This window comes from Bradyrhizobium centrosematis (assembly GCF_045571495.1).
In the GTDB taxonomy this organism is placed as follows: Bacteria; Pseudomonadota; Alphaproteobacteria; order Rhizobiales; family Xanthobacteraceae; genus Bradyrhizobium; species Bradyrhizobium centrosematis.
Genome location: NZ_CP120703.1, coordinates 5,780,607 through 5,803,424 on the forward strand (window position 1 = coordinate 5,780,607; position 22,818 = coordinate 5,803,424).

Consider the following 22,818-nt stretch of genomic DNA (forward strand, 5'->3'; position numbering starts at 1 on the left):
CCATGTCATTTCAATCGCGTCGCGCGCAGCGTCTTGGCGGAGCAAGCCTGCTCCTGCTCGGTGCCGCCGCGACATCCGCGCTCGCGCAAGAGCCGGCCCAAACGCCTGCGCAAGACAAATCGTCGACCGAGATCCCCGCCGTCACCGTGACCGCCCCGAGCCCGATCGTGCGCAGGGCGGTGGTGCCATCCCGCAATCCCGGCCGCGGCACGCGGACTGCGCGCGTGCGCCACCGCGAGCAAACGGCCGAAGCGGCACCGGCGGCCCCCGCGCCCACCACGCCGCAGCAGGGCGTGCTGCCTGTCGTGACCAACCAGTTCGCCACCGTCACGGTGGTGCCGAACGACGAGATCCGCCGCGAGGGCGGCGGCCAGCTCGGCGATCTCCTGTTCTCCAAGCCCGGCATCACCGGCTCCAGCTTCGCGCCCGGCGCCTCCAGCCGGCCGATCATCAGGGGTCTCGACGTCAACCGCGTCGGCATCGTCGAGAACGGAACCAATGGCGGCGGCGCCTCCGACCTCGGTGAGGATCATTTCGTTCCGATCGACCCGCTCGCGACCAACCAGGTCGAGGTGGTGCGCGGACCGGCAGCGTTGCGCTACGGTTCGACCTCGATCGGCGGCGTCGTCAGCGCCACCAACAACCGGATTCCGGATGCGCTGCCCTCCTGCGCGCCCTCGTTCCAAGCCTATGGCCTGCCGACCAAGGCTCCGCTCGCGAGCGCAGCGACCTCGCCTTGCGTCACCGCCGAGACCCGCACCGCGGTCTCGTCGGTCGACCGCGGCGTCGAAAGCGGTGTGCTGGTCGACACCGGCGGTGGCAATTTTGCATTCCATGCCGACGCCTATGGCCGCACGACCTCCGACTACGCCATTCCGGGCTATCCCTATCTGAACGACCAATCGCGCCCCGTGAACGGCCGCCAGCCGAACTCGGCGACGCGTTCGGACGGCGCCTCGATCGGCGGCTCCTACTTCTTCCAGGGCGGCTATATCGGCGCATCGATCACGCAGAACGATTCGCTCTACCACATCCCCGGCATCGACGGCGCCGACCACAACACCCGGATCGACGGCCACCAGACCAAGATCAACGTCAAGGGCGAGTATCATCCCGACGCCGCGGCGATCGACGCGGTCCGCTTCTGGGCCGGCGCCACCGACTACCGTCACAACGAGATCGGCCTTGCCGATCCCGCCAACCTCAACAGCGACGGCATCAGGCAGACCTTCACCAACAAGGAACAGGAGATCCGCACCGAGGTGCAGCTGATGCCGTTCAACGCGCGCTTCGCCGAGGTGACGACGGCGCTGGGCTTCCAGGTCGGGCATCAGGAATTGAGCGCGCCGAGCCCGGACAATCCCGGCACGCTGTTCAACGGCCTGTGGGACCCCAACAACAGCACGCGCGTTGCCGGTTACGCCTTCAACGAATTCAAGTTCACGGAGGCGACGCGGGCGCAGATCGCCGGCCGCATCGAGCATGTCGAGCTGCACGGCACGATGCCGGACTTCCCTGCGGACTATCTGCCCAACGGCGCGCCGCAGGCGGCGATCGCGCGCAATCCGTCCTTCACGCCCAAGAGCGGCAGCATCGGCCTGCTGCAGGACTTGCCGGGCGGCATGGTCGGCAGCATCACCGCGCAATATGTCGAGCGCGCGCCGAAGGCAGCCGAATTGTTCTCGCGCGGCGGCCATGACGCGACCGCGACGTTCGACATCGGCAATCCCAACCTCACCATCGAGACGGCGAAATCGGTCGAGCTCGGCGTGCGCAGGGCGACGGGACCGTTCCGCTTCGAGGCGACGGTCTACTACACGCATTTCGACAATTTCATCTATCGCCGCCTCACCGGCGTGATGTGCGACGACGACTTTGCATCCTGCGGCAATCCGGGCGCCGAGCTGAACCAGGCGGTGTATTCGCAGCGCAACGCGAACTTCCGCGGCGGCGAATTCCAGTCGCAGCTCGACGTCGGCGCCTTCCAGGGTGGCATCTGGGGCATCGAGAACCAGCTCGACTTCGTCCGCGCCACCTTCTCCGACGGCACCAACGTGCCGCGGATTCCACCCTTGCGGATGGGCGGCGGCGTGTTCTGGCGCGACGACAACTGGTTGATGCGCGTCAACTTGTTGCACGCCTTCGCGCAGAACAACGTCGCCGTGATCGCGGAGACGCCGACGGCGGGTTACAATCTGTTGAAAGCCGAGGTCAGCTACAAGACCAAGCTGGACCGCAACTGGTTCGGTGCTCGCGAGATGATGGCCGGCATCGTCGGCAACAACCTCCTCAACGAGAACATCCGCAACCACGTGTCCTACACCAAGGACGAGGTGCTGATGCCGGGCATCGGCGTGCGAGCGTTTGCGAATTTCGAGTTTTGAAAGATCTGTCGGGGCCCTAAAGGGCCCCGACAGGCACGGAAACTAACTTCACGCCTTGCTCCAGTCCGGGCCGACCGGGCCCGACACGCCTTCGAAGGCGCCGTCGACCAGCTCGAACACCAGGATACGGGCGGCGTCGACGGGGCCGGGCATGGTGACGCGGCCCTTGGGGACCTGCTTGAAGCCGACGCGGCTGTAATAGGGCTCGTCGCCGACCAGCAGCACGATGGCGTGGCCCCTTGCCTTCGCGTCCTTCAGGGCGCGCTCCATCAACAGACGGCCGATGCCGCGGTCGCGGAACGGCGGCTCGACCGTCAGCGGCCCGAGCAGCAGCGCCGGCGTGTCGCCGATCAGGATCGGCAACTGCCTGACCGAGCCGACCAGCAGGGTGCCGATGCGGGCGGTGAACGACAATTCGAGTAGATGGTCGACGTGCTCGCGAATGCGGTAGGCGCTGAGCACGAAACGGCCGGGACCGAAGGTGCGCTCGTGCAGCCGCTCGATCGCCTGGGCGTCGCCGGCGGCTTCGGGAAGGATGGTCAGTGAGAGTTCGTTCATGTCAATCGCGGGATAGCACCTGAACGCAGCCCGGTCCATCGGACAACGAAGGCGTTCAGCTCCTTTTCAATGCCGGTTGGGACAGATAGGCCAGCATCTTCATCTCCCGCCGTCCCCGCGTGACCGTGTCGAGCACGAGTCCGGACGACACCGACAGCAGGGCCATGATCATCAGGCCCATCGACAGCACGGCGGTGGGCAGGCGCGGCACGAGGCCGGTCTCGATGAAGGTGATCACGATCGGGATGGCAAGGATGATCGAGGCGAGCGCGAGCAGGATTCCGATCACCGTGAAGAAGCGCAACGGCCGCTCCGAGCGGTACAGCTTCAGCATGGTGCCGAGAATGCGAAAACCGTCGCGCCAGGTGTTGAGCTTGGAGAACGAGCCTTCGGGACGCGCGTAATAGGGGGTCTCGATCTCGGCGACCGGCAGCGACAGCTCCAGCGCATAGACCGCCAGCTCGGTCTCGATCTCGAAGCCGTCGGAGAGGACGGGGAACGATTTGACGAAGCGGCGTGAGAACACGCGGTATCCGGACAGAATGTCCTTGAAGGCGTGACCGAAGGTCGAGGCCAGGAAGCCGGTCAGCATGCGATTGCCGGTGCGGTGGCCGAGCCGGTAGGCGGCCTGGACCTGATCGACGCGGATGCCGACCACCATGTCGAGATGATCGTCCAGCAGCCTGTCGATCATGCGCGGTGCGCTCGGCGCATCGTAAGTGGCATCGCCGTCGACCAGCACATAGACGTCGGCATCGACGTCGGCAAACATGCGACGCACGACGTGGCCCTTGCCCTGCCGGCGCTCGCTGCGAACGATCGCGCCCGCTTCGCGCGCCACGGCCGCGGTGCGGTCGCGCGAATTGTTGTCGTAGACGTAGATCGTGGCCGAAGGCAGCGCCTTGCGGAAATCGGCAACGACGGTCGCGACCGCCGCTTCCTCGTTGTAGCAGGGCACCAGCACCGCGATGCGAAGTTGCGTTGAGGTCATCGCGCCGGCACTCCGAGGCTCGCCGGAGCGCGCCCGGGCGGCGCGGTCCGCAGGGCCAGCGGGCGCGCCTCGCGCCAGCGCAACATCGTGGCGATGTTGGGGAGGATCGGAAGGCAGGTCAGGCCGAAAGCGAATTTGGCAATCTTCATCCGGTTTCCGTGGCACGCTTTTGGGGCTGCTTACCAAAGCGCGATGCGATTTGGATGAATCGTCATCGCGCTTCAGGTTGTTGTTTGCGCATGATCCTTCCGGAAAACCGCTTCGCACTTTTCCGGATCATGCTTTAGCACAGACCGCCCTCAGCGCCACGTCGCAATCAGGGGCCGACCGTCAACCACTTCGGCGATCCGTAGCCGTGTCCCGAGCGTGGTGCCCTCGGGCAGCGCCGTGATCGCGAAGAACCCGCATTCGACGATCTCGCGATTGGGCTCGGGCAGGCGATCCTGCCTGAACTGCCTGACCACGTAGACCGCGACGTGGTCGCGGCGGGAAATGTGGCTGTTGAGAAAGATGCCGTGCAGCGCGGCAGCTCCGGTGACGTCGATGTCGCCCTCCTCCTTGAGCTCGCGCCGCATCGCCTGTTCCATGGTCTCGCCGTAGTCGACGCCGCCGCCCGGCAGGTACCAGCCGCTGAGATAGCTGTGCCTGACCAGGAACACCCGATTCTCGGCGTCCAGCACCACGGCGCGGACGCCGAGCGTCATGCCGCGGACGATCCAGAAATAGGCGTGGAAGATTTGCCGCAGCAGCGGCTCGCATGTCCGTCGGACCCGGTTCAGACGTTCTCCCATCAAGCTCCTCGATACCGCGATTCAGGCGCTGCTTGCGCAGTCCTCGCGACCTTGCCATTACAACGGAGCAATAGCGAGGCAATCGCGCCCCATGACTCACAACAGGCAGGCTCCCTTCACGCTCGCCCATCTGTCCGACCCGCATCTGGCGCCCCTGCCGAAGCCGCGGCTGATCGAGCTCGCGGGCAAGCGCGCGTTCGGCTACGTCAACTGGACGCGCAACCGCCACAAGTACCAGCGCCGCGAGGTGCTCGACGCGCTGGTCGCCGACATGAAGGCGCAGGCGCCCGACCACGTCGCGGTGACCGGCGATCTCGTCAACCTCGCGCTCGAAGCCGAGTTCGCCCCTGCCCGCGCCTGGCTCGACAGTGTCGGCCCACCCGACCGCGTCACCACGATTCCCGGCAATCACGACGCCTATGTCCGCGCCACCTCGCATCGCTTCGGCGAGACGTTTGGCCCTTATCTTGCGGGCGACGACGGCCGCATCGGCTTTCCCGCGGTGCGCCGGCGCGGGCCGGTCGCGCTGATCAGCCTGTCGACGGCGGTACCGACCCTGCCGCTGATGGCGACGGGCACGCTGGGGCGCGATCAGCTCGCCGCGCTCGAGCAGGTCCTCGAACGACTCGCGGCCGAGGACGTCTTCCGCGTGCTGCTGGTGCATCACCCGCTGAAATCCGACGCACGCCAGAAGCGGATGACCGACGCGGCCGCCTTGCTGGCGCTGCTCAGACGCCACGGCGTCGAGTTGATCCTGCACGGGCATGACCACATTCATTCGACGATTTGGGTCGAAGGCCCCAACGGCAACATTCCCGCGCTCGGCGTGCCCTCGGCTTCCGCGCTCGCGCACGGACGCTACCCGGCGGCGGCTTATAACCTGTTCAAGATCGAGAAGGACAATGCCGGCTGGCGCTGCGAGCAGACGGTGCGAAGCCTCGGGGCTGGATTCCAGATCGGGCAGATCAAGCATGTGCGGCTGATTTAGTTCACCGTCGTTCCGGGGCGCGCGGCAGCGAAGCCGAGATCCAACCACCCTCATGCGCGATGGCTCGACGGATTCTGGGTCCATGCTTCGCATGCCCCGGGCGGGGGATGCCTCACCAGCTCCGCAAGGCCGCCACCACGGCAAGCCCGAACAGCGCGGCGGCGCCGAGCACGAATCCGAACACGAACGGCCACAGGCGCGAGCGGCGCGGCGGCGCGGCGACCGGGGTCTGCGGTTCGGGCGGGACCACCATGGCGCGCTCACGCTCGATCATGCGGCGCGCGACGTAGTCGGTGACGGCTTCCACGATCACGGCGGTGTCGTGCGATTCGGCGAGCACGATGCGGCCGAAGCGGGTGTCCTGGACGAAGCGGTACATCCGCTTGTCGCGCCCCATCACGATGTGGGCGACGACGTCGATCCAGAGTCTCGGCGTATCGCCCTGGCTGACGCCGCGATCGAACAGGTCGATCTGCTCCGGCACCTGCGCGAACAGGGGATCGAGCGCATCGTTGAGGATCTCGAGCCGCGCCACCTCGGCGTCCCTGAGATCGACGACGACGCCGGTCCGGTCGGCGGCCTCGATCCGCGCGCGCAGCAGCGCATCGCGCAGCCGCACCGGGCGCGGCTGGCCGGGATGGGTCCCGCTGGTCTCGGGCTCTGACATTGTCGGCCTCGTCCTCGACTTATCCCCATTAACCTATCAGCAACCAAACCTTCCGCAAAGGCCTACAATTCCAGATACTTACGGCGCCCACAGCCGTTTGACCTGTGCCAAAAACAGACGATCCCACCCAGGCAGCGCCTGGATGGGACCATCCGTCCTTGGACGTCTTCTTAAAATGAGGGCGATCAGGCCGAGACGCGCGAGGGCTCTTCCACGATCGAGAAGCGGACGCCGGCCTTGTGGCGGCTCTCTTCCGAGACTTCCTTCCAGCAGTCCTCGGCTTCCTTGCGGGTCTTGAACGGACCCTTGACCTGGGCGGAGCCCTCCACGAGCTTGTGGAAGTTCATCGAGCCGAACTCGCCGCCGATCACCCAGAAATTGCTGCCTTTGGTCATTGTCAGTCTCCTCTCGAATGACGCGATGCGTTAGCCGAACTGGTTCATCGTGTTGTGGGCGCCGCCCGCCTTCAGGGCTGCTTCGCCGGCGAAGTACTCCTTGTGGTCGTCACCGATGTCGGAGCCGGCCATGTTCTGGTGCTTCACGCAGGCGATGCCCTGACGGATCTCGGCGCGCTGAACATTCTTGACGTAGCCCAACATGCCCTGCTCGCCGAAATACTCCCTGGCGAGATTGTCGGTCGAGAGCGCCGCCGTGTGGTAGGTCGGCAACGTGATCAGGTGGTGGAAGATGCCGGCGCGCTTGGCCGAATCCGCCTGGAAGGTACGGATACGCTCGTCGGCTTCCTTCGCCAGCGGCGTGTCGTCGTACTCCGCCTTCATCAGCTCGGCACGGTTGTACTTGCTGACGTCCTGGCCGGCTTCCTTCCAGGCGTCGTAGACCTGCCAACGGAAGTTGAGGGTCCAGTTGAACGACGGCGAGTTGTTGTAGGCGAGCTTGGCGTTCGGCACCACCTTGCGGATGCGGTCGACCATGCTGGCGATCTGCTCGATGTGCGGCTTCTCGGTCTCGATCCAGAGCAGGTCAGCGCCGTTCTGCAGCGAGGTGATGCAATCCAGCACGCAGCGGTCTGCACCGGTGCCGGGGCGGAACTGGTACAGATTGGAGGGCAGCCGCTTCGGACGCATCATCTTGCCGTTGCGGTTGATGATGACGTCGCCGTTCCTGGCGTTCTCCGGCGTCACTTCCTCGCAGTCGAGGAAGCTGTTGTACTGGTCGCCGATGTCGCCCGGCTTGTGGCTGACGGCGATCTGCTGGGTCAGGCCGGCGCCGAGCGAGTCGGTGCGGGTCACGATGATGCCGTCTTCGACGCCGAGCTCGAGGAAGGCATGGCGGCAGGCGCGGATCTTCGCGAGGAAGACCTCGTGCGGCACGGTGACCTTGCCGTCCTGGTGGCCGCACTGCTTCTCGTCCGAGACCTGGTTCTCGATCTGCAGCGCGCAGGCGCCCGCCTCGATCATCTTCTTGGCGAGCAGATAGGTCGCCTCGGCGTTGCCGAAGCCGGCGTCGATGTCGGCGATGACGGGGACGACATGGGTCTGGAAGTTGTCGATCTTCTCGATCAGCTCCTTCTCGCGGGTCTTGTCGCCTTCCTTGCGCGCCTTGTCGAGCAGGCGGAAGATGTCGTTGAGCTCACGGGAGTCCGCCTGACGCAGGAAGGTGTAGAGCTCCTCGATCAGCGCCGGCACCGAAGTCTTCTCGTGCATCGACTGGTCGGGCAGCGGACCGAACTCGGAGCGCAGCGCCGCGATCATCCAGCCCGAGAGATAAAGGTAGGTGCGGTCGGTCTTGCCGCCGAAGTGCTTCTTGACCGAGATCAGCTTCTGCTGGGCGATGAAGCCGTGCCAGCAACCCAGCGACTGGGTGTACTTGGTCGGGTCCTTGTCATAGGCGGCCATGTCGGCCCGCATCAGCGCCGCGGTGTAGCGGGCGACGTCGAGGCCGGTCTTGAAGCGGTTCTGCAGGCGCATGCGCGCAACGGCCTCGGCCGAGACGCCGTTCCAGGTCGGCTGGGTCTCGAGGAGCGCCTGGGCGGCCTTGACCTCGTCGAGATACGAAGACGGACCCTGGAGGGTGCTGATGCCACGGGGCTGGTAGTTCATGTGCCTAATCCCTTTTGCTGACGATGGCGATGGCTGGCCATCGACATTCTTGACACTGCATTGCGAAATGCGCGTCAGGAGCTAAACGCGAAAACAGAAACTTCGTATAGATGGCTTGTTTCTTATTGGTGATGTCATGTAACATCAGAACATGTAATAGATGTTATTTTGTAAATTTTGTAAAATTATAGGTCAGTAAGACTGTCCTTGATGCAAGCGGAGAACTCGACCCATGGCCGCCGAGTCCGGCAAGAAACTGTTCGTGGGCCCACGCTTCCGGAGAATCCGGCAGCAATTGGGGCTGTCTCAGACCCAGATCGCCGAGGGCCTCGGGATCTCGCCAAGCTATGTCAACCTGATCGAGCGCAACCAGCGCCCGGTGACGGCGCAGATCCTGCTGCGGCTGGCCGAGACCTATGATCTCGACTTGCGTGACCTCGCCACCGCCGACGAAGACCGCTTCTTCGCGGAGCTGAACGAGATCTTCTCCGATCCTCTGTTCCGCCAGATCGATGTTCCCAAGCAGGAGCTGCGCGACCTCGCCGAGCTCTGCCCCGGCGTCACCCATGCGCTGCAGCGGCTCTATGCGGCCTATACCGAGGCCCGGCAGGGCGAGACGCTGGCGGCGGCCCAAATGGCCGACCGCGACGTCGGCACGCGCTTTGAGGCCAATCCGGTCGAGCGCGTGCGCGAGCTGATCGAGGCCAACCGCAATTATTTTCCGGAGCTCGAGCAGGCCGCGGAAACGCTCCGCGACGAGCTGAACGTGCCTGCCGAAGGACTCTATGCAGCCCTTGCCGCACGGCTACGTGAAAAGCACTCGATCCAGACCCGCATCATGCCGGTCGACGTGATGCGCGAGACGCTGCGGCGTTTCGACCGTCATCGCCGCCAGCTCTTGATCTCCGAGCTGGTCGATCCGCCCGGGCGCGCTTTCCAGCTTGCCTTTCAGCTCGGGCTCGGCGAATGCGCACAGGCGCTGGAGACCATCATCGGCCGCGCCGGCCCGCTCGACGACGCGCCGCGCCGGCTGTTCCGTATCACGCTCGGCAATTACTTTGCGGCCGCCGTGATGATGCCCTATCCGGCTTTCCTCGCAGCCGCCGAAGCGCTCAACTACGACATTCACGTGCTGGCGCAGCGCTTCAATTCCGGCTTCGAGCAGGTCTGTCACCGCCTCACCACGCTGCAGCGGCCTAACGCGCGCGGCATTCCGTTCTTCCTCTTGCGCGTCGACAATGCCGGCAACGTGTCGAAGCGCTTCTCCTCCGGCACCTTCCCGTTCTCGAAATTCGGCGGCACGTGCCCCTTGTGGAACGTGCATTCGACCTTCGACACGCCGGATCGCCTGCTCAAGCAGGTGATCGAGCTATCCGACGGCACGCGCTATTTCTCGATCGCGCAGATGGTGCGCCGCCCCGTCGCGCCACACCCGCTGCCGCAGCCGCGCTTCGCCATCGGCCTCGGCTGCGAAATCCGCCACGCCACGCGCCTGACTTACGCCGCCGGCATGGATCTGGAGAAGACGGAAGGCACGCCGATCGGGGTCAATTGCCGCCTCTGCGAGCGCGAAAACTGCGCCCAGCGCGCCGAGCCGCCGATCACGCGCACGCTGATCCTGGACGAGACGACGCGGCGTGTGTCGAGCTTTGCGTTCTCGAACGCACGGGAGTTGTAAGGCACACTCTCTTCCGTCATGGCCGCCTGACGACCGAACGCGTAGTCGCCGCTCGCATCATCAGTAGCGCGCCCTCACGCCAGCGTGTGCACGATCACGGGCCCGGCCGCGGCGCTCGCGTGCCCGGCGAGCAGCGGGCCGAGATCCTTTTCGATCCAGGCGATCGCGCGCTTGTTCGCTTCCTCGGCCTGCTCGAACTTGTCGAAGATCGAGATCGCGGTGACCGTGTCGTCGCCGGCATAGACGACGTAATAGGCGCGGAAACCGTCGACGTCGCTGATGATCGGAACGGCGCCGTCCTTGATGCGGCGCGCCAGCTCCTCCGCGCTCCCGCTTTTCGCCTTGGCCTGACGGATGGCGGCATACATGGCATCCTCCCTTCCGGCTGTCTGGATGTCGGGCCTTGAGCCCCGGGTGGATGTTACGCCGAAGTGCGCTCCCGATCCACGCTTGGTTAACCCCGCACTAATCCATTGCAGCGATCTGCAACCAGCGGTTAAGCACGCCTCAACATCGGTGCCTTAGTCTTGCCCCACTCACTTTTCGCAAACAACGGTGGCCTATCCTGCCGGGCGAAGTGACATCAGGGGGTTCATCATGCGCATTGCGCTACTGCTGACCGCAACCATTGTCGGCGCGCTCTTCGCCAGTCCGTCCCAAGCCGGATCGCTCGACGTCGATGCAGCGCAGCCGCTGCCGCCGGGCTTCCAGAGCTACCGCGGCTACATGTTCGACCTGTCGGAGAATTCCGACCGCAAGGACGTCGACAAGCTGACCGACAATCTGAAGCAGCAGATCGATCTCGTCGAAGGCGCCGGCCTCTCGCCGCGCGTGCTGCGCTTCTTCCATACCGTACCGATCGTCGCCAGCGAGCTGGCCTGCCTGGACGAAGGCGCCGCGACCGCGTGCTATGGCCGGGTCACGCCGGACATCCGCCGCACCGCCCCGCGGACGCTGACGGTGTGGGACCCGGACAAGCAGCGCTGGACCAATCCGAACGCCGTCGACCTCGCGGTCGATTCGGGGCTCGGCGTGATCATGCTGCGCCCCGACATGATGCGCTACGAGAAGGAGGCCGTGCTGCTGCACGAGCTGCTCCATGCCTATCATGCGCGGCTGCTGCCGGACGGCTACGCCAACAAGGGCGTGATCGCCTACTACTCCCTGGCCAAGTCCAAGGATCAGCTGCCCAAGGAATCCTACGCGCTGAAGAACCCGATGGAGTTCTTCGCCGTGACCGCCAGCATCTTCCTCTCCGGAAAGAGCGAATTTCACGATCCGAAGTCGCGCGAGGCGCTCAAGGAGAAGATGCCGGACTATTACAAATATCTGGTCGGCGTGTTCGGATTCGACCCCGAGCCGACGGCCTCGAACGGCCCGGTTGCCTCGCTGAAATAAGGCCCTCGCCCGAACGTTTCCAAGAGCCGCGCGACATGCGCGGCTCTTTCTCGTTGTGCGGGCCAGAAGCTGCGGATGACGCCCCGGCGGGAATTGCCAAGACAGGGTCCGATCTGCATAGTCCCGCCCGCATCGATACCGTTTTTCGAAGGGGATAGACTGACATGGCGGACGCCGACCTGGATGTCGTGATTCGGCAACTGGCCAGACAGCTGCATACGGGCCTGATGACCCGCGCCAAGGAGCGGCGGGATCGCTTCAACGGCCTCGCGGCCAAGGCCAAGAGCAAGGAGACCGCCGACCGCTTCAAGATGATGGCCAAGGCCACCCTGGAGCAGGCCACAGCCGCCGCCAAGCGCCTCCAAATGTCCGCCGACAACGTCGCCGACAGCTACGCGCGGTCCATGCGCATTGCCGCCAGCACGCCGATCGCGGTGAAGGCCGAGAAGAAGGCGAAGGACGAGAAGCCGGCGAAGAAGGCCCCCAAGGCCAAGAAGACGAAAGCCAAGAAGGCGAAGTAAGTGCGCTCTTTCCTTCTCCCCTTGTGGGAGAAGGTGGCATAGGCGGCCTTCGGCCGCCGTTCTTAAGAACGCCGAAGCGAAGCTTCGGCTATGGCGCCGGATGAGGGGTTCTCTCCACTCGCAAGACTATTCGTGAGGGTAGAGACCCCTCACCCGGCTTCGCTTGCAGCGAAGCCACCCTCTCCCACAAGGGGAGAGGGTACAGCGGCGAATGCCGCTTTAGGTACCTCACCTTCTCGGCATCGACACCTGTGTCGGCTCGGCACTCGCGAGCTCGGCGAGCTTGGCGCGCGCAGCTTCGCGGGCACGGCTGTCCTTGCCGGCGGGCAGCGCCAGCGCCGCCTCGAAATCGGCGCGCGCATCGTCGGCCTGGCCACGGGCGAGGAAGGCAAGACCACGGTCGAGACGGGCCTCGGCATCGGAGGGATCGAGGCGGACCGCGGTGTTGTAGCTCAGGATGGCGCGATCGAGATCGCCGGCGGCGGCGAGCGCGAGTCCGCGCTGGTAATAGGGCGCAGCGAGCTTGGGATCATGCGCGATCGCCTCGTCGTAATCGGCGATGGCGAGCTCGAGGTCGCCGTTCTGACGGCGTGCGAGCGCGCGGTCGCGATAGAGCGCCGCACGGTTCGGATTGAGGTGAATGGCCTCGTCGAAATCGGCGATCGCCCGCTTGAAGTCGCCATGGCGCAGCGCGATCCGCCCGCGTCCCTCATAGGCGAATGCGATCAGCGAGCCGCGCAGCGGCGAGAAACCGATCACGGCCGAGCAGATATCGGGATCGTCCTCGTCACCGCAATTGACGACCATGTGCGTGGACAGGCCGACGAGCACGCACAGGACGATCAGCAAAGGTACAGCAGTTCTGGTCATCTTCGACGGCGGCCGGCATTTGGCCGGCCACGCATCCCCTTTCGAAGGAAGTCTCTGGCCGGGTGTTAACACCGGCACCGTCGATCCTGTGTGCGCCAGGTCACAAAGCCGGGCGCAAATCTCCGACCGGTTCGGTCAGCCCCAGGGCCCCCGTGAAGGACCGCGCGAGGACGAGCGTCCCCATGGGCTCGCCGGCGGATAGTTCTCGTTGGCGCCGACCGACGGTGCCGCCCGCGCGCCGAGCTCCGCCGCGAGCTCTCGCAGCGCCGCGATGCGATTCTGGGTCGAGGGATGGGTGGCGAACAGATTGTCCACGCCATGACCCGACAGCGGATTGATGATGAACATATGCGCGGTCGCTGGATTTCGCTCGGCCTCGTAGTTCGGGACCTGGTGCGCAGCGCCCTCGATCTTCACCAGCGCTGAGGCCAGCCACATCGGTTGCCCCGCGATGCGCGCGCCGAGATTGTCCGCGGCATATTCGCGGGTGCGGCTGATCGCCATCTGCACCAGCATGGCGCCGAGCGGAGCGAGGATCATCATCAGGATCGAGCCGACGATGCCGAGACCATTGTTGTTCTCGCGATTGCCGCCGAAGAACATGCCGAACTGGGCCAGCATGGAGATCGCGCCCGCGATGGTCGCGGTGATCGTCATCAGCAGCGTGTCGTGATTTTTGATATGGGCAAGCTCATGGGCGATCACGCCGGCGAGCTCCTCGCGGCTGAGCTGGCGGATCAGGCCGGTGGTGACGGCGACCGCGGCATTTTGCGGGTTTCGTCCGGTCGCGAACGCGTTCGGCTGCGCCTCGTCCATCAGGAACACCCGCGGCATCGGCAGGCCTGCACGGCCCGCGAGCTCGGCGACCAGCCCGACCAGCTCCGGGGCGGTCGAACGGTCGACCTCATGGGCGCCGTACATCGAGAGCACCATGCGGTCGGAGTTCCAGTAGGTGAAAAGATTGGTCGCGGCGGCAATGACGAGCGCGATCATGGCGCCGGACGCACCGCCGATCAGATAGCCGACGCCCATGAACAGGGCGGTGAGGCCTGCGAGCAGAATTGCGGTAGTTCATGGCCGTCTCCTGAGCCGGCTGCGGCAGGCTGGAGGCGCCAGCAGGCCGGCAGACATGAGGTAGGGATGACCCCGGCCCGGATGCAAGGTTTCAAGGTGCGTCGCGGAGCCGCGGTCAAGCACCGTCATTCCGGGGCGCCCGAAGGATGAACCCGGAATCTCGAGATTCCGGGTTCATGCTACGCATCGCCCCGGAATGACGAGGGGATGGTTTGAGATCGATCATTCCACTAAACTTAGCGGGAATCCCCAACGTCTCCCCCTCGCGGAAACCTCATGCTCCTGACCCGATTTGCGATCGCGGCCGCCATTGTTCTTGCCCTCGCCATTCCCGCCTCCGCCCAGCTTGCGCCGTCACCCGCCAGGCCCGCGGCTCCAAAGGCCATCGCGCCCTCGCCGCGCGCGGCGTCGTGCCACAACGGCGCGAGCTTCGACCGCTTCCTGGCCGACGTGAAGCAACAGGCGGTGGCGGCCGGCGTGTCGCAGCGGACGATCGCGGAGGCTTCGCCCTATCTCGTCTACGACCAGGGCATCGTCAACCGCGACCGCGGCCAACGCGTGTTCGGCCAACTCTTCACCGAATTCGCCGGCCGCATGGCCGCGCCCTATCGCATGCAGAACGGCCAGCAGCACATCAAGCAATATGCGGCGGCGTTCGCGCGCGCCGAGAAGGAATATGGCGTGCCGCCGGCGGTGATCGCCGCGTTCTGGGGGCTGGAGAGCGACTTCGGCGCCAACATGGGCAATCTGCCGACACTGAAGTCGCTGGTGTCGCTGGCCTATGATTGCCGCCGCTCGGAGATGTTCGTGAACGAGACTATCGCCGCACTGAAGATCATCGACCGCGGCGATCTCTCTCCCGACGAGATGATCGGCTCCTGGGCCGGCGAGCTCGGGCAGACGCAATTCCTGCCCGTGCATTACGTCAACTACGCGGTCGATTACGACGGCGACGGACGACGCGACCTGTTGCGCTCACCAGCCGACGTGATCGGCTCGACCGCAAACTACATCGCCAACGGATTGAAGTGGCGGCGCGGCGAGCCGTGGCTGGAGGAGATCAAGGTGCCGCCGAACCTGCAGTGGGAGAAGACCGATCTCACGGTGCGCGAGCCGCGCTCGACATGGGCGCAGCTAGGGGTGACCTACCCCGACGGACGGCCGCTACCAAACGACAATCTGCCGGCCTCCGTGCTGCTGCCGATGGGGCGCTTTGGGCCGGCCTTCATGGCCTATGCGAATTTCGCGGCCTACACCGAGTGGAACAACTCGCTGATCTATTCGACCACGGCGGGCTATCTCGCCTCGCGGATTGCGGGCGCGGCGCCGATGCGCAAGCCGGCCCAACCGGTGCCGCAGCTGCCGTTCAGCGAGCTGAAGGAATTACAGCAGCTCCTGGCGCGCGCCGGCTTCAATGTCGGCAAGATCGACGGCGTGCTGGGCCAGCAGAGCCGGACCGCGGTGAAGGCGATGCAGATCAAGTTCGGCCTGCCTGCCGATTCCTGGCCGACCGCCGAGCTGCTCGCCCGCATGCGCGGCGGCACGGCGCAGGCCCAGCCGGCGGGAGTGGTGCGGTAAATAGTCTTTCCGTAGTCATTCCCCGCGAAGGCGGGGAATCCAGTACGCCGCGGCCTATCGGCTCAATCCCTGCTGCCTCGGAGTACTGGATCGCCCGCCTACGCAGGCGACGACGCCGCAGGTGGGCACCGTAGAATTTTCGCATCGCACAAACCGCCTCGCGCGATTGTATTTTTTCATGAGCCTCCCATGTGAGTGGCTCAGGTTTTCTCCTGAGATTTTCCCCATTCACCAGCGAGCATCACATGTCCTTCTACGACGCCGTCGTCCCCGCTTATTTGCAGATGCTGAACAGCATGACCGGGCTGCTCACCAAGGCCGAGGCGCATTGCGCGGCCAAGAAGATCGACCCGGGCGTGTTGCTCGGCTCCCGCCTGTACCCGGACATGCTGCCGCTGTCGCGGCAGATCCAGCTCGTGAGCGATTTCGCCACCAAGGGCTGCGCGCGACTGACCCATAGCGACGTGCCCTCGACGCCCGACACCGAGACCAGCTTTGCGGAATTGAAGCAGCGGCTGGCGAAGACCATCGACTATGTGAAGTCGTTCAAGCCCGAGCAGTTCGAAGGTGCCGAGAGCAAGGACGTCACTTTCCCGACCGGGCCCGACAAGACCACGACCCTGAAGGGCCAGCAGTTCCTGAGCGCGTTCTCGCTGCCGAACTTCTATTTCCACTGCGCTACCGCCCACGGCATCCTGCGTCACAACGGCGTCGAGATCGGCAAGCGCGATTTCATGGGCTTGAACTGATTTGCAGAATCGCACGGCCGCGACAGTCGAAATCCACTGTCGCGGCCGAAATTGCACATGAATTATGCTACGCGGGCGCTGCCGCGTAGCTCGCCTGCATTTCCGTATGGCTCGTCTCTTGCGCCTGATTGCGCGATGCACAAGTGTTCCTGACCTCCCACCGTCTGGAAACATCTCCCATGAGCCGTTCGACCAAATTGTTTGAGACCTACAAGCTCGGCCCGATCACATTGGCCAACCGCCTCGTCATGGCGCCCCTAACGCGCAACCGCGCCGTTCCCGGCACCTTCGTACCCGGCGCGCTCGCCGCCGACTATTACGCCCAGCGCGCCTCCGCAGGCCTGCTGATCACCGAAGCGAGCCAGGTCTCGCAGCAGGGCCAGGGCTATCAGGACACCCCCGGCATCTACAGCAAGGACCAAGTCGCCGGCTGGCGCAAGGTCACCGACAAGGTTCATGAGCGCGGCGGCAAGATCTTCATCCAGCTCTGGCATGTCGGCCGCATCTCGCATGTCGATCTGCAGGCGAACGGAGCAGCCCCGGTGGCGCCGAGCGCAATCCGCGCCAAGGGCAAGACCTTCGTGAACGGCGGCTTCGCCGATGTCTCCGAGCCGCGCGCGCTCGAGCTTTCCGAGATTCCTGGGATTATCGACGATTTCAAGCGTGCCACCAAGAACGCGCTGGAGGCCGGCTTCGACGGCGTCGAGATCCACGGCGCCAACGGCTACCTGCTCGAGCAGTTCGCCAAGGACGGGACCAACAAGCGCACCGACGCCTATGGCGGCTCGATCGAGAACCGCGCGAAGCTGATGCTGGAGGTCTCCAAGGCCGTTGCCGCCGAGGCCGGCGCCGAGCGGACCGGCATCCGCATCTCGCCGGTCACGCCCGCCAACGACATCTCGGATTCCAACCCGCAGGCCCTGTACGACCACATCGTCGACGGCCTCAACGCGCTGAAGCTGGTCTATCTCCACGTGGTCGAAGGCGCCACCGGTGGGCCGCGCGACATCGCACCGTTCGACTATGCGTCCTTGCGCAAGCGCTTCTCCGGCGCCTACGTCGCCAACAACGGCTACGATTTCGATCTCGCCACCAAGGTGCTGGACGCGAACGCGGCCGATCTCATCGCCTTCGGCAAGCCGTTCATCTCCAATCCCGACCTCGTCGAGCGGCTGAAGACGGGCGCCGCGCTGAACGACTGGGACAAGAATACGTTCTATGGCGGCGGCGCCAAGGGCTACACGGATTATCCGACGCTCGCGGCCGAGCCGGCGGAATAGCGGCGCGTCGTCGCTCTATCCTCCGTCATTGCGAGGAGCCCTTGCGACGAAGCAATCCAGACTACATCCGCGGAACGACTCTGGTTTGCTTCGCTGCGCTCGCAATGACGTGGGGAGACGGCGCCCCACAGGCGCAAAAGAAAAGGCCGGGATCGCTCCCGGCCTTTCGTTTTGGATGGATGTCCCGGTCAAGCCCGGCCATAACGTCTCACGACGTTACTTCGCTTCCGCGCGCTTCGGGGGGGTCGCCGGCCACGACTTGATCAAGGTGTCGTAGTCGACCGTCTCGCCCTTCGGCTTCTCGTTGGCCAGCTTGCGCTGGGGCGCGATGGTGCCGTCCTTCTCGGCCTTCGCGAACCAGTACTCCGGCTTCTCCTTCTTGTGCAGCTTCGGACCGCAGGCGCCCTGCACGCCGGACTTCTCCAGGCGCTCCATCACCGAGTCCTGGGCCGCGGCGAGCGCGTCCATCGCCTGTTGCGGCGTCTTCGCACCGGACGACGCATCGCCGATGTTCTGCCACCACAACTGCGCCAGCTTCGGATAGTCGGGCACGTTGTTGCCGGTCGGGGTCCACTGCACGCGCGCGGGCGAGCGGTAGAACTCGATCAGACCGCCGAGCTTCGGCGCACGCTCCGTGAACGACTTGTCCCAGATGTCGGATTCACGAATGAAGGTGAGACCGACATGGCTCTTCTTCAAGCTCACCGTTTTGGAGATGATGAACTGGAGATAGAGCCAGGCCGCCTTGCGGCGATCCGCCGGGGTCGACTTCAAGAGCGTCACGGAGCCGGCGTCCTGGTAGCCTAGCTTCATGCCTTCCTTCCAGTACGCACCATGCGGCGACGGAGCCATACGCCATTTCGGCGTACCGTCCGCGTTCATCACGGCGATGCCCGGCTTCACCATGTCGGCGGTGAAGGCGGTGTACCAGAACATCTGCTGGGCGATGTTGCCCTGGGCAGGCACCGGGCCCGCTTCGGAGAACGTCATGCCCTGGGCCTGCGGCGGCGCATACTTTTTCAGCCACTCGAGGTACTTGGTGATCGAGTAGACCGCGGCCGGACCGTTGGTGTCGCCACCACGCTCGACCGAGGAGCCGACCGGGCGGCAGCCTTCCATGCGGATGCCCCATTCGTCGACCGGCAGACCGTTCGGAATGCCCTTGTCACCGTTGCCGGCCATCGACAGCCAGGCGTCGGTGAAGCGCCATCCGAGCGAGGGGTCCTTCTTGCCATAGTCCATATGGCCGTAGATCTTGACGCCGTTGATCTCCTTGATGTCGTTGGTGAAGAACTCGGCGATGTCCTCATAGGCGGACCAGTTCACGGGCACGCCGAGCTCGTAGCCATACTTGGCCTTGAACTTGGCCTTGTAGTCGGGGTTGGTGAACCAGTCGTAGCGGAACCAATAGAGGTTGGCGAACTGCTGGTCGGGCAGCTGATAGAGCTTGCCGTCCGGACCGGTCGTGAACGACTTGCCGATGAAGTCGTTGACGTCGAGCATGGGATCGGTGACGTCCTTGCCCTCGCCCGCCATGTAGTCCGACAGCACGACCGTCTGGCCGTAGCGGAAGTGCGTGCCGATCAGATCGGAATCGTTGATCCAGCCGTCATAGACGTTCTTGCCGGACTGCATCTGGGTCTGCAGCTTCTCGACGACGTCACCTTCCTGGATGAGGTCGTGCTTGAGCTTGATGCCAGTCAGCTCGGAGAACGCCTTGGCCAGCGTCTGCGATTCATATTCGTGGGTGGTGATGGTCTCCGAGACGACGTTGATCTCCATGCCCTTGAACGGCTCGGCGGCCTTGGCGAACCACTCCAGCTCCTTCTTCTGGTCTTCCTTCGACAGCGTCGAGGGCTGGAATTCCGCGATCCACTTCTGGATCACGGCGTCGTCGGCGGCGCGGACCGGCGCCGAGACGGCGAACGACACCGCCATGATGGCGGCGGCGCTGGACATGGTCAGAAAACTGCTCTTGGTCAATGGACCTTTCCTTCTCCTAAACTGTCGCATGTTGTTCCTCCGTTGCAGCGACAAACTTTTATACAGGCCCGGGTTGCCCCCCGGATCTGGCCGTCCCTTCGCAAGCTTCAGACCGTGCGGAAAATGAGCACGGCCATCACCAGCGAAATTCCACTTGCGAGCCACAGGCGCGAGATCTCGACGCCCTCCTCGCCGATCGGCAGCGTTGCGATCGCGTCGGTACCGAACAAGCCGATCCAGAGCAGATGGATCACCGCCGCTGAAATCAGCGAAATGAACAGGCGGTCGCCGCGCGTGGTCGGAATGCGCAGCACGCCGACGCGCTCGGCTTCGGGATAAACGGCTGCGAGCCAGGTCATCACGGCAAGCGTGCAGGCGAGCGCGGCGAAGAAGATCGCCGTCGGCAGCGTCCAGGCCATCCATGCGATGGATTCCATTTATGCCTCCTCACACGCGACCGAGCGCGAAGCCGCTCGCGATGTAGTTGCGGACGAACCAGATCACGAGTGCGCCCGGGATGATGGTGAGCACGCCGGCGGCCGCGAGCAGGCCCCAGTCCATGCCCGAGGCCGACACCGTGCGCGTCATGATCGCCGCTATCGGCTTGGCCGACACCGAGGTCAGCGTGCGCGCCAGCAACAGCTCGACCCAGGAGAACATGAAGCAGAAGAAGGCCGCGACGCCGATGCCGCTCGCGATCAGCGGCACCAGGATCTTGATGAAGAAGCGCGGAAACGAGTAGCCGTCGAGGAAGGCGGTCTCGTCGATCTCGCGCGGCACGCCGGAGACGAAGCCTTCGAGGATCCAGACCGCCAGCGGTACGTTGAAGATGCAGTGCGCGAGCGCCACCGCCCAGGGCGTATCGAACAGGCCGATCGCCGAATAGAGGTTAAAGAACGGCAGCGCGTAGACCGCGGCCGGCGCCATGCGGTTCGACAGCAGCCAAAAGAACAGGTGCTTGTCGCCGAGGAAGCGGTAGCGCGAGAACGCATAGGCTGCCGGCAGCGCCACCGAGATCGAGATGATGGTGTTGAGGACGACGTATTCCAGCGAATTGATGTAGCCGGAATACCAGCTCTCGTCGGTGAAGATGCGCTTGTAGTGCTGCAGCGTCGGCGTGTGCGGCCACAGCGTCATCGTCGAGACGATCTCGCTGTTGGTCTTGAAGCTCATGTTGACGAGCCAGTAGATCGGCAGCAGCAGGAAGATCAGGAACAGCCCCATGACGAGGCGGCGGCCGGGAATCGAATGCATCACGCGGCTCCTTCCTGCTGTTTACGTTCGGTGCCCGCATTGGTCATGACGGTGTAGAAGATCCAGCAGACGATCAGGATGATGAGGTTGTAGACCAGCGACAGCGCCGCGGCCTTGCCGAGGTCGAACTGGCCGAGCGCGATCTTGACGAGCTCGATCGACACGAAGGTGGTGGAGTTGCCGGGTCCGCCGCCGGTGACGACGAACGGCTCGGTGTAGATCATGAAGCTGTCCATGAAGCGCAGCAGCACCGCGATCAGCAGCACGCGGTTCATCTTCGGCAGCTGGATCGCCTTGAACACGGCCCAGCGCGAGGCGCCGTCGATCTGCGCGGCCTGGTAATAGGCTTCCGGGATGGATTTCAGGCCGGCATAGCACAATAGCGCGACGAGGCTGGTCCAGTGCCAGACGTCCATCACGATGACGGTGACCCAGGCATCGATATCGTTGGAAACGTAATTGTAGTCCAGGCCGGCAGCGTTCAGCACATAGCCGAGCAGGCCGATGTCCGGCCGTCCGAAGATCTGCCAGATGGTGCCGACCACGTTCCACGGAATCAGCAGCGGCAGCGCGAGGATGACGAGGCAGGCCGCCACGGTCCAGCCCTGGCGCGGCATCGACAAGGCGACCACGATGCCGAGCGGCACCTCGATCGCGAGGATCACCAGCGAGAAGAACAGGTTGCGGCCGAGCGAGGCGAGGAAGCGGCCACCGAGATCGGTCGAAGGATCGAGCAATTCCTTGAACCAGCCGACGCCGTTCCAGAAGAATTGGTTGTTGCCGAAGGTGTCCTGCATCGAATAGTTCACCACCGTCATCAGCGGCAGCACCGCCGAGAAGGCGACCACCAGGAACACCGGCAGCACCAGGAACCAGGCTTTTTGGTTGACGGTCTTGTCCATCAGGCGGCTCCCTCCACCAGAAGGCTGTCGGCATAGACGTGAACATGCGACGGATCGAATTTCAGCCCGGCGTCGCCGTCGGATGACGTGAAGCCCGCGGGCGCACGCGCCGCGAGCTTGGCGTCACCGAGGCGCGTCCGCGCAAAGCGGATGCGGCCGAGATCGTCGATGCGCTCGATCTTCGCGGTGAGCAGGCCCGGCGCAGGCGCCACGATCTCGACGAATTCGGGACGGACGCCGATCTCGATCTTCGCGCCGGCAGGCAGATTGTCGTAAGCGCGGTTGAGCGCGATGACGTGGCCGCCAATGCGCGCCTCGCGCCCCCTCACCTCGGCCGGCAGGATGTTCATGCCGGGTGAGCCGATGAAATAGCCGACGAAAGTGTGCGCGGGCTTGTCGAACAGCTCGGCCGGGGTGCCGCTCTGCACCACGCGGCCGTCATGCATGACGACGACGGTGTCGGCGAAAGTCAGCGCCTCGGTCTGGTCATGGGTGACGTAGATCATCGTGAGGTCGAGCTCGCGATGCAGCGCCTTCAGCTTCGAGCGGAGCTGCCATTTCAGCTCGGGGTCGATCACCGTCAGCGGCTCGTCGAACAGCACGGCGGCGACGTCGGAACGGACGAGGCCGCGGCCGAGCGAGATCTTCTGCTTGGCGTCGGCGGTGAGGCGCGTCGCCTTGCGGTTCAGATAGGGTTCGAGATCGAGCAGGCGGCCGATCTCGGCGACGCGCTTGTCGATCTCGGCCTTCGGCACGCCGCGGTTCTTCAGCGGGAATGCCAGGTTCTGTCCGACCGTCATGGTGTCGTAGATCACCGGAAACTGGAACACCTGGGCGATGTTGCGCTTCTGGGTTGACAGCGGTGTGATGTCCTTGCCGTCGAACAGGATCTTCCCGCGCGAGGGGGTGATGATGCCGGAGATGACGTTGAGCAGCGTGGTCTTGCCGCAGCCGCTTGGGCCGAGCAGCGCGTAGGCCCCGCCCTGCCGCCAGGTCATGGTCACCGGCTTCAGTGCAAAGCTCTCCTGCGGCGCGTCGTTGCCGCCGTAGGAATGGGCGAGATCGACGAGGTCAATGCGGGCCATGCGCACC

At 64.7% G+C, this 22,818-nt stretch carries 23 protein-coding genes; 8 read left to right on the forward strand and 15 right to left on the reverse strand.

All coding sequences use genetic code 11. From position 1 onward, the window contains the following. Positions 1–2 precede the first annotated feature (2 nt). Complete coding sequence (locus P6U31_RS27620) at positions 3–2,384, forward strand: TonB-dependent receptor (RefSeq protein ID WP_407184899.1); 2,382 nt, start codon at positions 3–5, stop codon at positions 2,382–2,384. 48 nt (positions 2,385–2,432) lie between these two features. Here the strand turns inward: P6U31_RS27620 and P6U31_RS27625 are convergent, their stop codons facing one another. The 4 genes from P6U31_RS27625 to P6U31_RS27640 all read right to left on the reverse strand — a co-directional run bounded on the left by P6U31_RS27625 (position 2,433) and on the right by P6U31_RS27640 (position 4,724). Continuing rightward, complete coding sequence (locus P6U31_RS27625) at positions 2,433–2,942, reverse strand: GNAT family N-acetyltransferase (protein WP_407184900.1); 510 nt, start codon at positions 2,940–2,942, stop codon at positions 2,433–2,435. 55 nt (positions 2,943–2,997) lie between these two features. Next, a complete protein-coding gene (locus tag P6U31_RS27630; protein WP_407184901.1) occupies positions 2,998–3,933 on the reverse strand; it encodes a glycosyltransferase family 2 protein in 936 nt (311 codons plus the stop codon). Further along, positions 3,930–4,082, reverse strand: coding sequence for a hypothetical protein (locus tag P6U31_RS27635; protein ID WP_407184902.1), 153 nt, complete (start codon positions 4,080–4,082; stop codon positions 3,930–3,932). The genes P6U31_RS27630 and P6U31_RS27635 overlap by 4 nt, the downstream gene beginning before the upstream one ends. Positions 4,083–4,232: 150 nt before the next feature. Continuing rightward, the gene (locus P6U31_RS27640; RefSeq protein ID WP_407184903.1) at positions 4,233–4,724 is read right to left on the reverse strand and encodes an NUDIX domain-containing protein; all 492 of its coding nucleotides are present in this window, start codon (positions 4,722–4,724) and stop codon (positions 4,233–4,235) included. A gap of 91 nt (positions 4,725–4,815) precedes the next feature. Between P6U31_RS27640 and P6U31_RS27645 the strand changes: the two genes are divergently transcribed. After that, complete coding sequence (locus tag P6U31_RS27645) at positions 4,816–5,712, forward strand: metallophosphoesterase family protein (protein ID WP_407184904.1); 897 nt, start codon at positions 4,816–4,818, stop codon at positions 5,710–5,712. Between the two features lie 112 nt (positions 5,713–5,824). Here P6U31_RS27645 and P6U31_RS27650 read toward each other — a convergent pair whose 3' ends face one another. The 3 genes from P6U31_RS27650 to P6U31_RS27660 form a co-directional block, all read right to left on the reverse strand. Then, a complete protein-coding gene (locus P6U31_RS27650; RefSeq protein ID WP_407184905.1) occupies positions 5,825–6,379 on the reverse strand; it encodes a hypothetical protein in 555 nt (184 codons plus the stop codon). 185 nt (positions 6,380–6,564) lie between these two features. Continuing rightward, positions 6,565–6,774: a hypothetical protein gene (locus tag P6U31_RS27655; RefSeq protein ID WP_028134831.1), complete on the reverse strand. Its 210-nt coding sequence runs from the start codon at positions 6,772–6,774 to the stop codon at positions 6,565–6,567. A 30-nt stretch (positions 6,775–6,804) separates the two neighbouring features. Beyond that, positions 6,805–8,439 carry an isocitrate lyase gene (locus tag P6U31_RS27660; protein ID WP_407184906.1) on the reverse strand — a complete coding sequence of 545 codons (1,635 nt, stop codon included), beginning with the start codon at positions 8,437–8,439 and terminating at the stop codon, positions 6,805–6,807. Between the two features lie 232 nt (positions 8,440–8,671). Here P6U31_RS27660 and P6U31_RS27665 point away from each other — a divergent pair, with 232 nt between their 5' ends. Beyond that, complete coding sequence (locus P6U31_RS27665) at positions 8,672–10,117, forward strand: short-chain fatty acyl-CoA regulator family protein (RefSeq protein WP_407184907.1); 1,446 nt, start codon at positions 8,672–8,674, stop codon at positions 10,115–10,117. Between the two features lie 74 nt (positions 10,118–10,191). On the opposite strand, the gene P6U31_RS27670 is transcribed toward P6U31_RS27665, so the two are convergent. Next, a complete protein-coding gene (locus tag P6U31_RS27670) occupies positions 10,192–10,485 on the reverse strand; it encodes an antibiotic biosynthesis monooxygenase (RefSeq protein ID WP_027575542.1) in 294 nt (97 codons plus the stop codon). 229 nt (positions 10,486–10,714) lie between these two features. On the opposite strand from P6U31_RS27670, the gene P6U31_RS27675 reads away from it, so the two are divergent. Together P6U31_RS27675 and P6U31_RS27680 are read left to right on the forward strand one after the other, a co-directional pair. Then, the gene (locus P6U31_RS27675) at positions 10,715–11,515 is read left to right on the forward strand and encodes a hypothetical protein (RefSeq protein ID WP_407184908.1); all 801 of its coding nucleotides are present in this window, start codon (positions 10,715–10,717) and stop codon (positions 11,513–11,515) included. Between the two features lie 164 nt (positions 11,516–11,679). Next, on the forward strand, positions 11,680–12,036 hold the full coding sequence (locus P6U31_RS27680) for a hypothetical protein (protein WP_407184909.1): 357 nt from the start codon (positions 11,680–11,682) through the stop codon (positions 12,034–12,036). Between the two features lie 228 nt (positions 12,037–12,264). On the opposite strand, the gene P6U31_RS27685 is transcribed toward P6U31_RS27680, so the two are convergent. Then, a complete protein-coding gene (locus tag P6U31_RS27685) occupies positions 12,265–12,906 on the reverse strand; it encodes a tetratricopeptide repeat protein (RefSeq protein WP_407184910.1) in 642 nt (213 codons plus the stop codon). A 135-nt stretch (positions 12,907–13,041) separates the two neighbouring features. Beyond that, a complete protein-coding gene (gene htpX, locus P6U31_RS27690) occupies positions 13,042–13,938 on the reverse strand; it encodes a zinc metalloprotease HtpX (RefSeq protein ID WP_407184911.1) in 897 nt (298 codons plus the stop codon). A gap of 318 nt (positions 13,939–14,256) precedes the next feature. Here htpX and P6U31_RS27695 point away from each other — a divergent pair, with 318 nt between their 5' ends. The 3 genes from P6U31_RS27695 (at position 14,257) to P6U31_RS27705 (ending at position 17,587) form a co-directional block, all read left to right on the forward strand. After that, positions 14,257–15,558 carry a lytic murein transglycosylase gene (locus P6U31_RS27695; protein WP_407184912.1) on the forward strand — a complete coding sequence of 434 codons (1,302 nt, stop codon included), beginning with the start codon at positions 14,257–14,259 and terminating at the stop codon, positions 15,556–15,558. A gap of 245 nt (positions 15,559–15,803) precedes the next feature. Beyond that, positions 15,804–16,307: a DUF1993 family protein gene (locus tag P6U31_RS27700; RefSeq protein ID WP_407184913.1), complete on the forward strand. Its 504-nt coding sequence runs from the start codon at positions 15,804–15,806 to the stop codon at positions 16,305–16,307. 179 nt (positions 16,308–16,486) lie between these two features. Continuing rightward, positions 16,487–17,587 (forward strand): alkene reductase, encoded by a 1,101-nt coding sequence (locus P6U31_RS27705; RefSeq protein ID WP_407184914.1) that lies wholly within the window; start codon positions 16,487–16,489, stop codon positions 17,585–17,587. Between the two features lie 216 nt (positions 17,588–17,803). Here the strand turns inward: P6U31_RS27705 and P6U31_RS27710 are convergent, their stop codons facing one another. The 5 genes from P6U31_RS27710 to P6U31_RS27730 form a co-directional block, all read right to left on the reverse strand. Next, on the reverse strand, positions 17,804–19,546 hold the full coding sequence (locus tag P6U31_RS27710) for an ABC transporter substrate-binding protein (RefSeq protein ID WP_407189959.1): 1,743 nt from the start codon (positions 19,544–19,546) through the stop codon (positions 17,804–17,806). Between the two features lie 131 nt (positions 19,547–19,677). Then, on the reverse strand, positions 19,678–20,007 hold the full coding sequence (locus P6U31_RS27715; protein WP_407184915.1) for a DUF2160 domain-containing protein: 330 nt from the start codon (positions 20,005–20,007) through the stop codon (positions 19,678–19,680). A 10-nt stretch (positions 20,008–20,017) separates the two neighbouring features. After that, complete coding sequence (locus tag P6U31_RS27720; RefSeq protein ID WP_407184916.1) at positions 20,018–20,824, reverse strand: carbohydrate ABC transporter permease; 807 nt, start codon at positions 20,822–20,824, stop codon at positions 20,018–20,020. After that, positions 20,824–21,726 (reverse strand): carbohydrate ABC transporter permease, encoded by a 903-nt coding sequence (locus P6U31_RS27725; RefSeq protein ID WP_407184917.1) that lies wholly within the window; start codon positions 21,724–21,726, stop codon positions 20,824–20,826. The genes P6U31_RS27720 and P6U31_RS27725 overlap by 1 nt, the downstream gene beginning before the upstream one ends. Beyond that, positions 21,726–22,811, reverse strand: coding sequence for an ABC transporter ATP-binding protein (locus P6U31_RS27730; protein ID WP_407184918.1), 1,086 nt, complete (start codon positions 22,809–22,811; stop codon positions 21,726–21,728). The genes P6U31_RS27725 and P6U31_RS27730 overlap by 1 nt, the downstream gene beginning before the upstream one ends. Positions 22,812–22,818 lie beyond the last annotated feature (7 nt).

Coding starts and splice junctions, on each gene's coding strand:
- P6U31_RS27620 (WP_407184899.1), top strand. CDS start 3: ATGTCATTTCAATCGCGTCGCGCGCAGCGTCTTGGCGGAGCAAGCCTG.
- P6U31_RS27625 (WP_407184900.1), bottom strand. CDS start 2,942: ATGAACGAACTCTCACTGACCATCCTTCCCGAAGCCGCCGGCGACGCC.
- P6U31_RS27630 (WP_407184901.1), bottom strand. CDS start 3,933: ATGACCTCAACGCAACTTCGCATCGCGGTGCTGGTGCCCTGCTACAAC.
- P6U31_RS27635 (WP_407184902.1), bottom strand. CDS start 4,082: ATGAAGATTGCCAAATTCGCTTTCGGCCTGACCTGCCTTCCGATCCTC.
- P6U31_RS27640 (WP_407184903.1), bottom strand. CDS start 4,724: ATGGGAGAACGTCTGAACCGGGTCCGACGGACATGCGAGCCGCTGCTG.
- P6U31_RS27645 (WP_407184904.1), top strand. CDS start 4,816: ATGACTCACAACAGGCAGGCTCCCTTCACGCTCGCCCATCTGTCCGAC.
- P6U31_RS27650 (WP_407184905.1), bottom strand. CDS start 6,379: ATGTCAGAGCCCGAGACCAGCGGGACCCATCCCGGCCAGCCGCGCCCG.
- P6U31_RS27655 (WP_028134831.1), bottom strand. CDS start 6,774: ATGACCAAAGGCAGCAATTTCTGGGTGATCGGCGGCGAGTTCGGCTCG.
- P6U31_RS27660 (WP_407184906.1), bottom strand. CDS start 8,439: ATGAACTACCAGCCCCGTGGCATCAGCACCCTCCAGGGTCCGTCTTCG.
- P6U31_RS27665 (WP_407184907.1), top strand. CDS start 8,672: ATGGCCGCCGAGTCCGGCAAGAAACTGTTCGTGGGCCCACGCTTCCGG.
- P6U31_RS27670 (WP_027575542.1), bottom strand. CDS start 10,485: ATGTATGCCGCCATCCGTCAGGCCAAGGCGAAAAGCGGGAGCGCGGAG.
- P6U31_RS27675 (WP_407184908.1), top strand. CDS start 10,715: ATGCGCATTGCGCTACTGCTGACCGCAACCATTGTCGGCGCGCTCTTC.
- P6U31_RS27680 (WP_407184909.1), top strand. CDS start 11,680: ATGGCGGACGCCGACCTGGATGTCGTGATTCGGCAACTGGCCAGACAG.
- P6U31_RS27685 (WP_407184910.1), bottom strand. CDS start 12,906: ATGACCAGAACTGCTGTACCTTTGCTGATCGTCCTGTGCGTGCTCGTC.
- htpX (WP_407184911.1), bottom strand. CDS start 13,938: ATGGGCGTCGGCTATCTGATCGGCGGTGCGTCCGGCGCCATGATCGCG.
- P6U31_RS27695 (WP_407184912.1), top strand. CDS start 14,257: ATGCTCCTGACCCGATTTGCGATCGCGGCCGCCATTGTTCTTGCCCTC.
- P6U31_RS27700 (WP_407184913.1), top strand. CDS start 15,804: ATGTCCTTCTACGACGCCGTCGTCCCCGCTTATTTGCAGATGCTGAAC.
- P6U31_RS27705 (WP_407184914.1), top strand. CDS start 16,487: ATGAGCCGTTCGACCAAATTGTTTGAGACCTACAAGCTCGGCCCGATC.
- P6U31_RS27710 (WP_407189959.1), bottom strand. CDS start 19,546: ATGTCCAGCGCCGCCGCCATCATGGCGGTGTCGTTCGCCGTCTCGGCG.
- P6U31_RS27715 (WP_407184915.1), bottom strand. CDS start 20,007: ATGGAATCCATCGCATGGATGGCCTGGACGCTGCCGACGGCGATCTTC.
- P6U31_RS27720 (WP_407184916.1), bottom strand. CDS start 20,824: ATGCATTCGATTCCCGGCCGCCGCCTCGTCATGGGGCTGTTCCTGATC.
- P6U31_RS27725 (WP_407184917.1), bottom strand. CDS start 21,726: ATGGACAAGACCGTCAACCAAAAAGCCTGGTTCCTGGTGCTGCCGGTG.
- P6U31_RS27730 (WP_407184918.1), bottom strand. CDS start 22,811: ATGGCCCGCATTGACCTCGTCGATCTCGCCCATTCCTACGGCGGCAAC.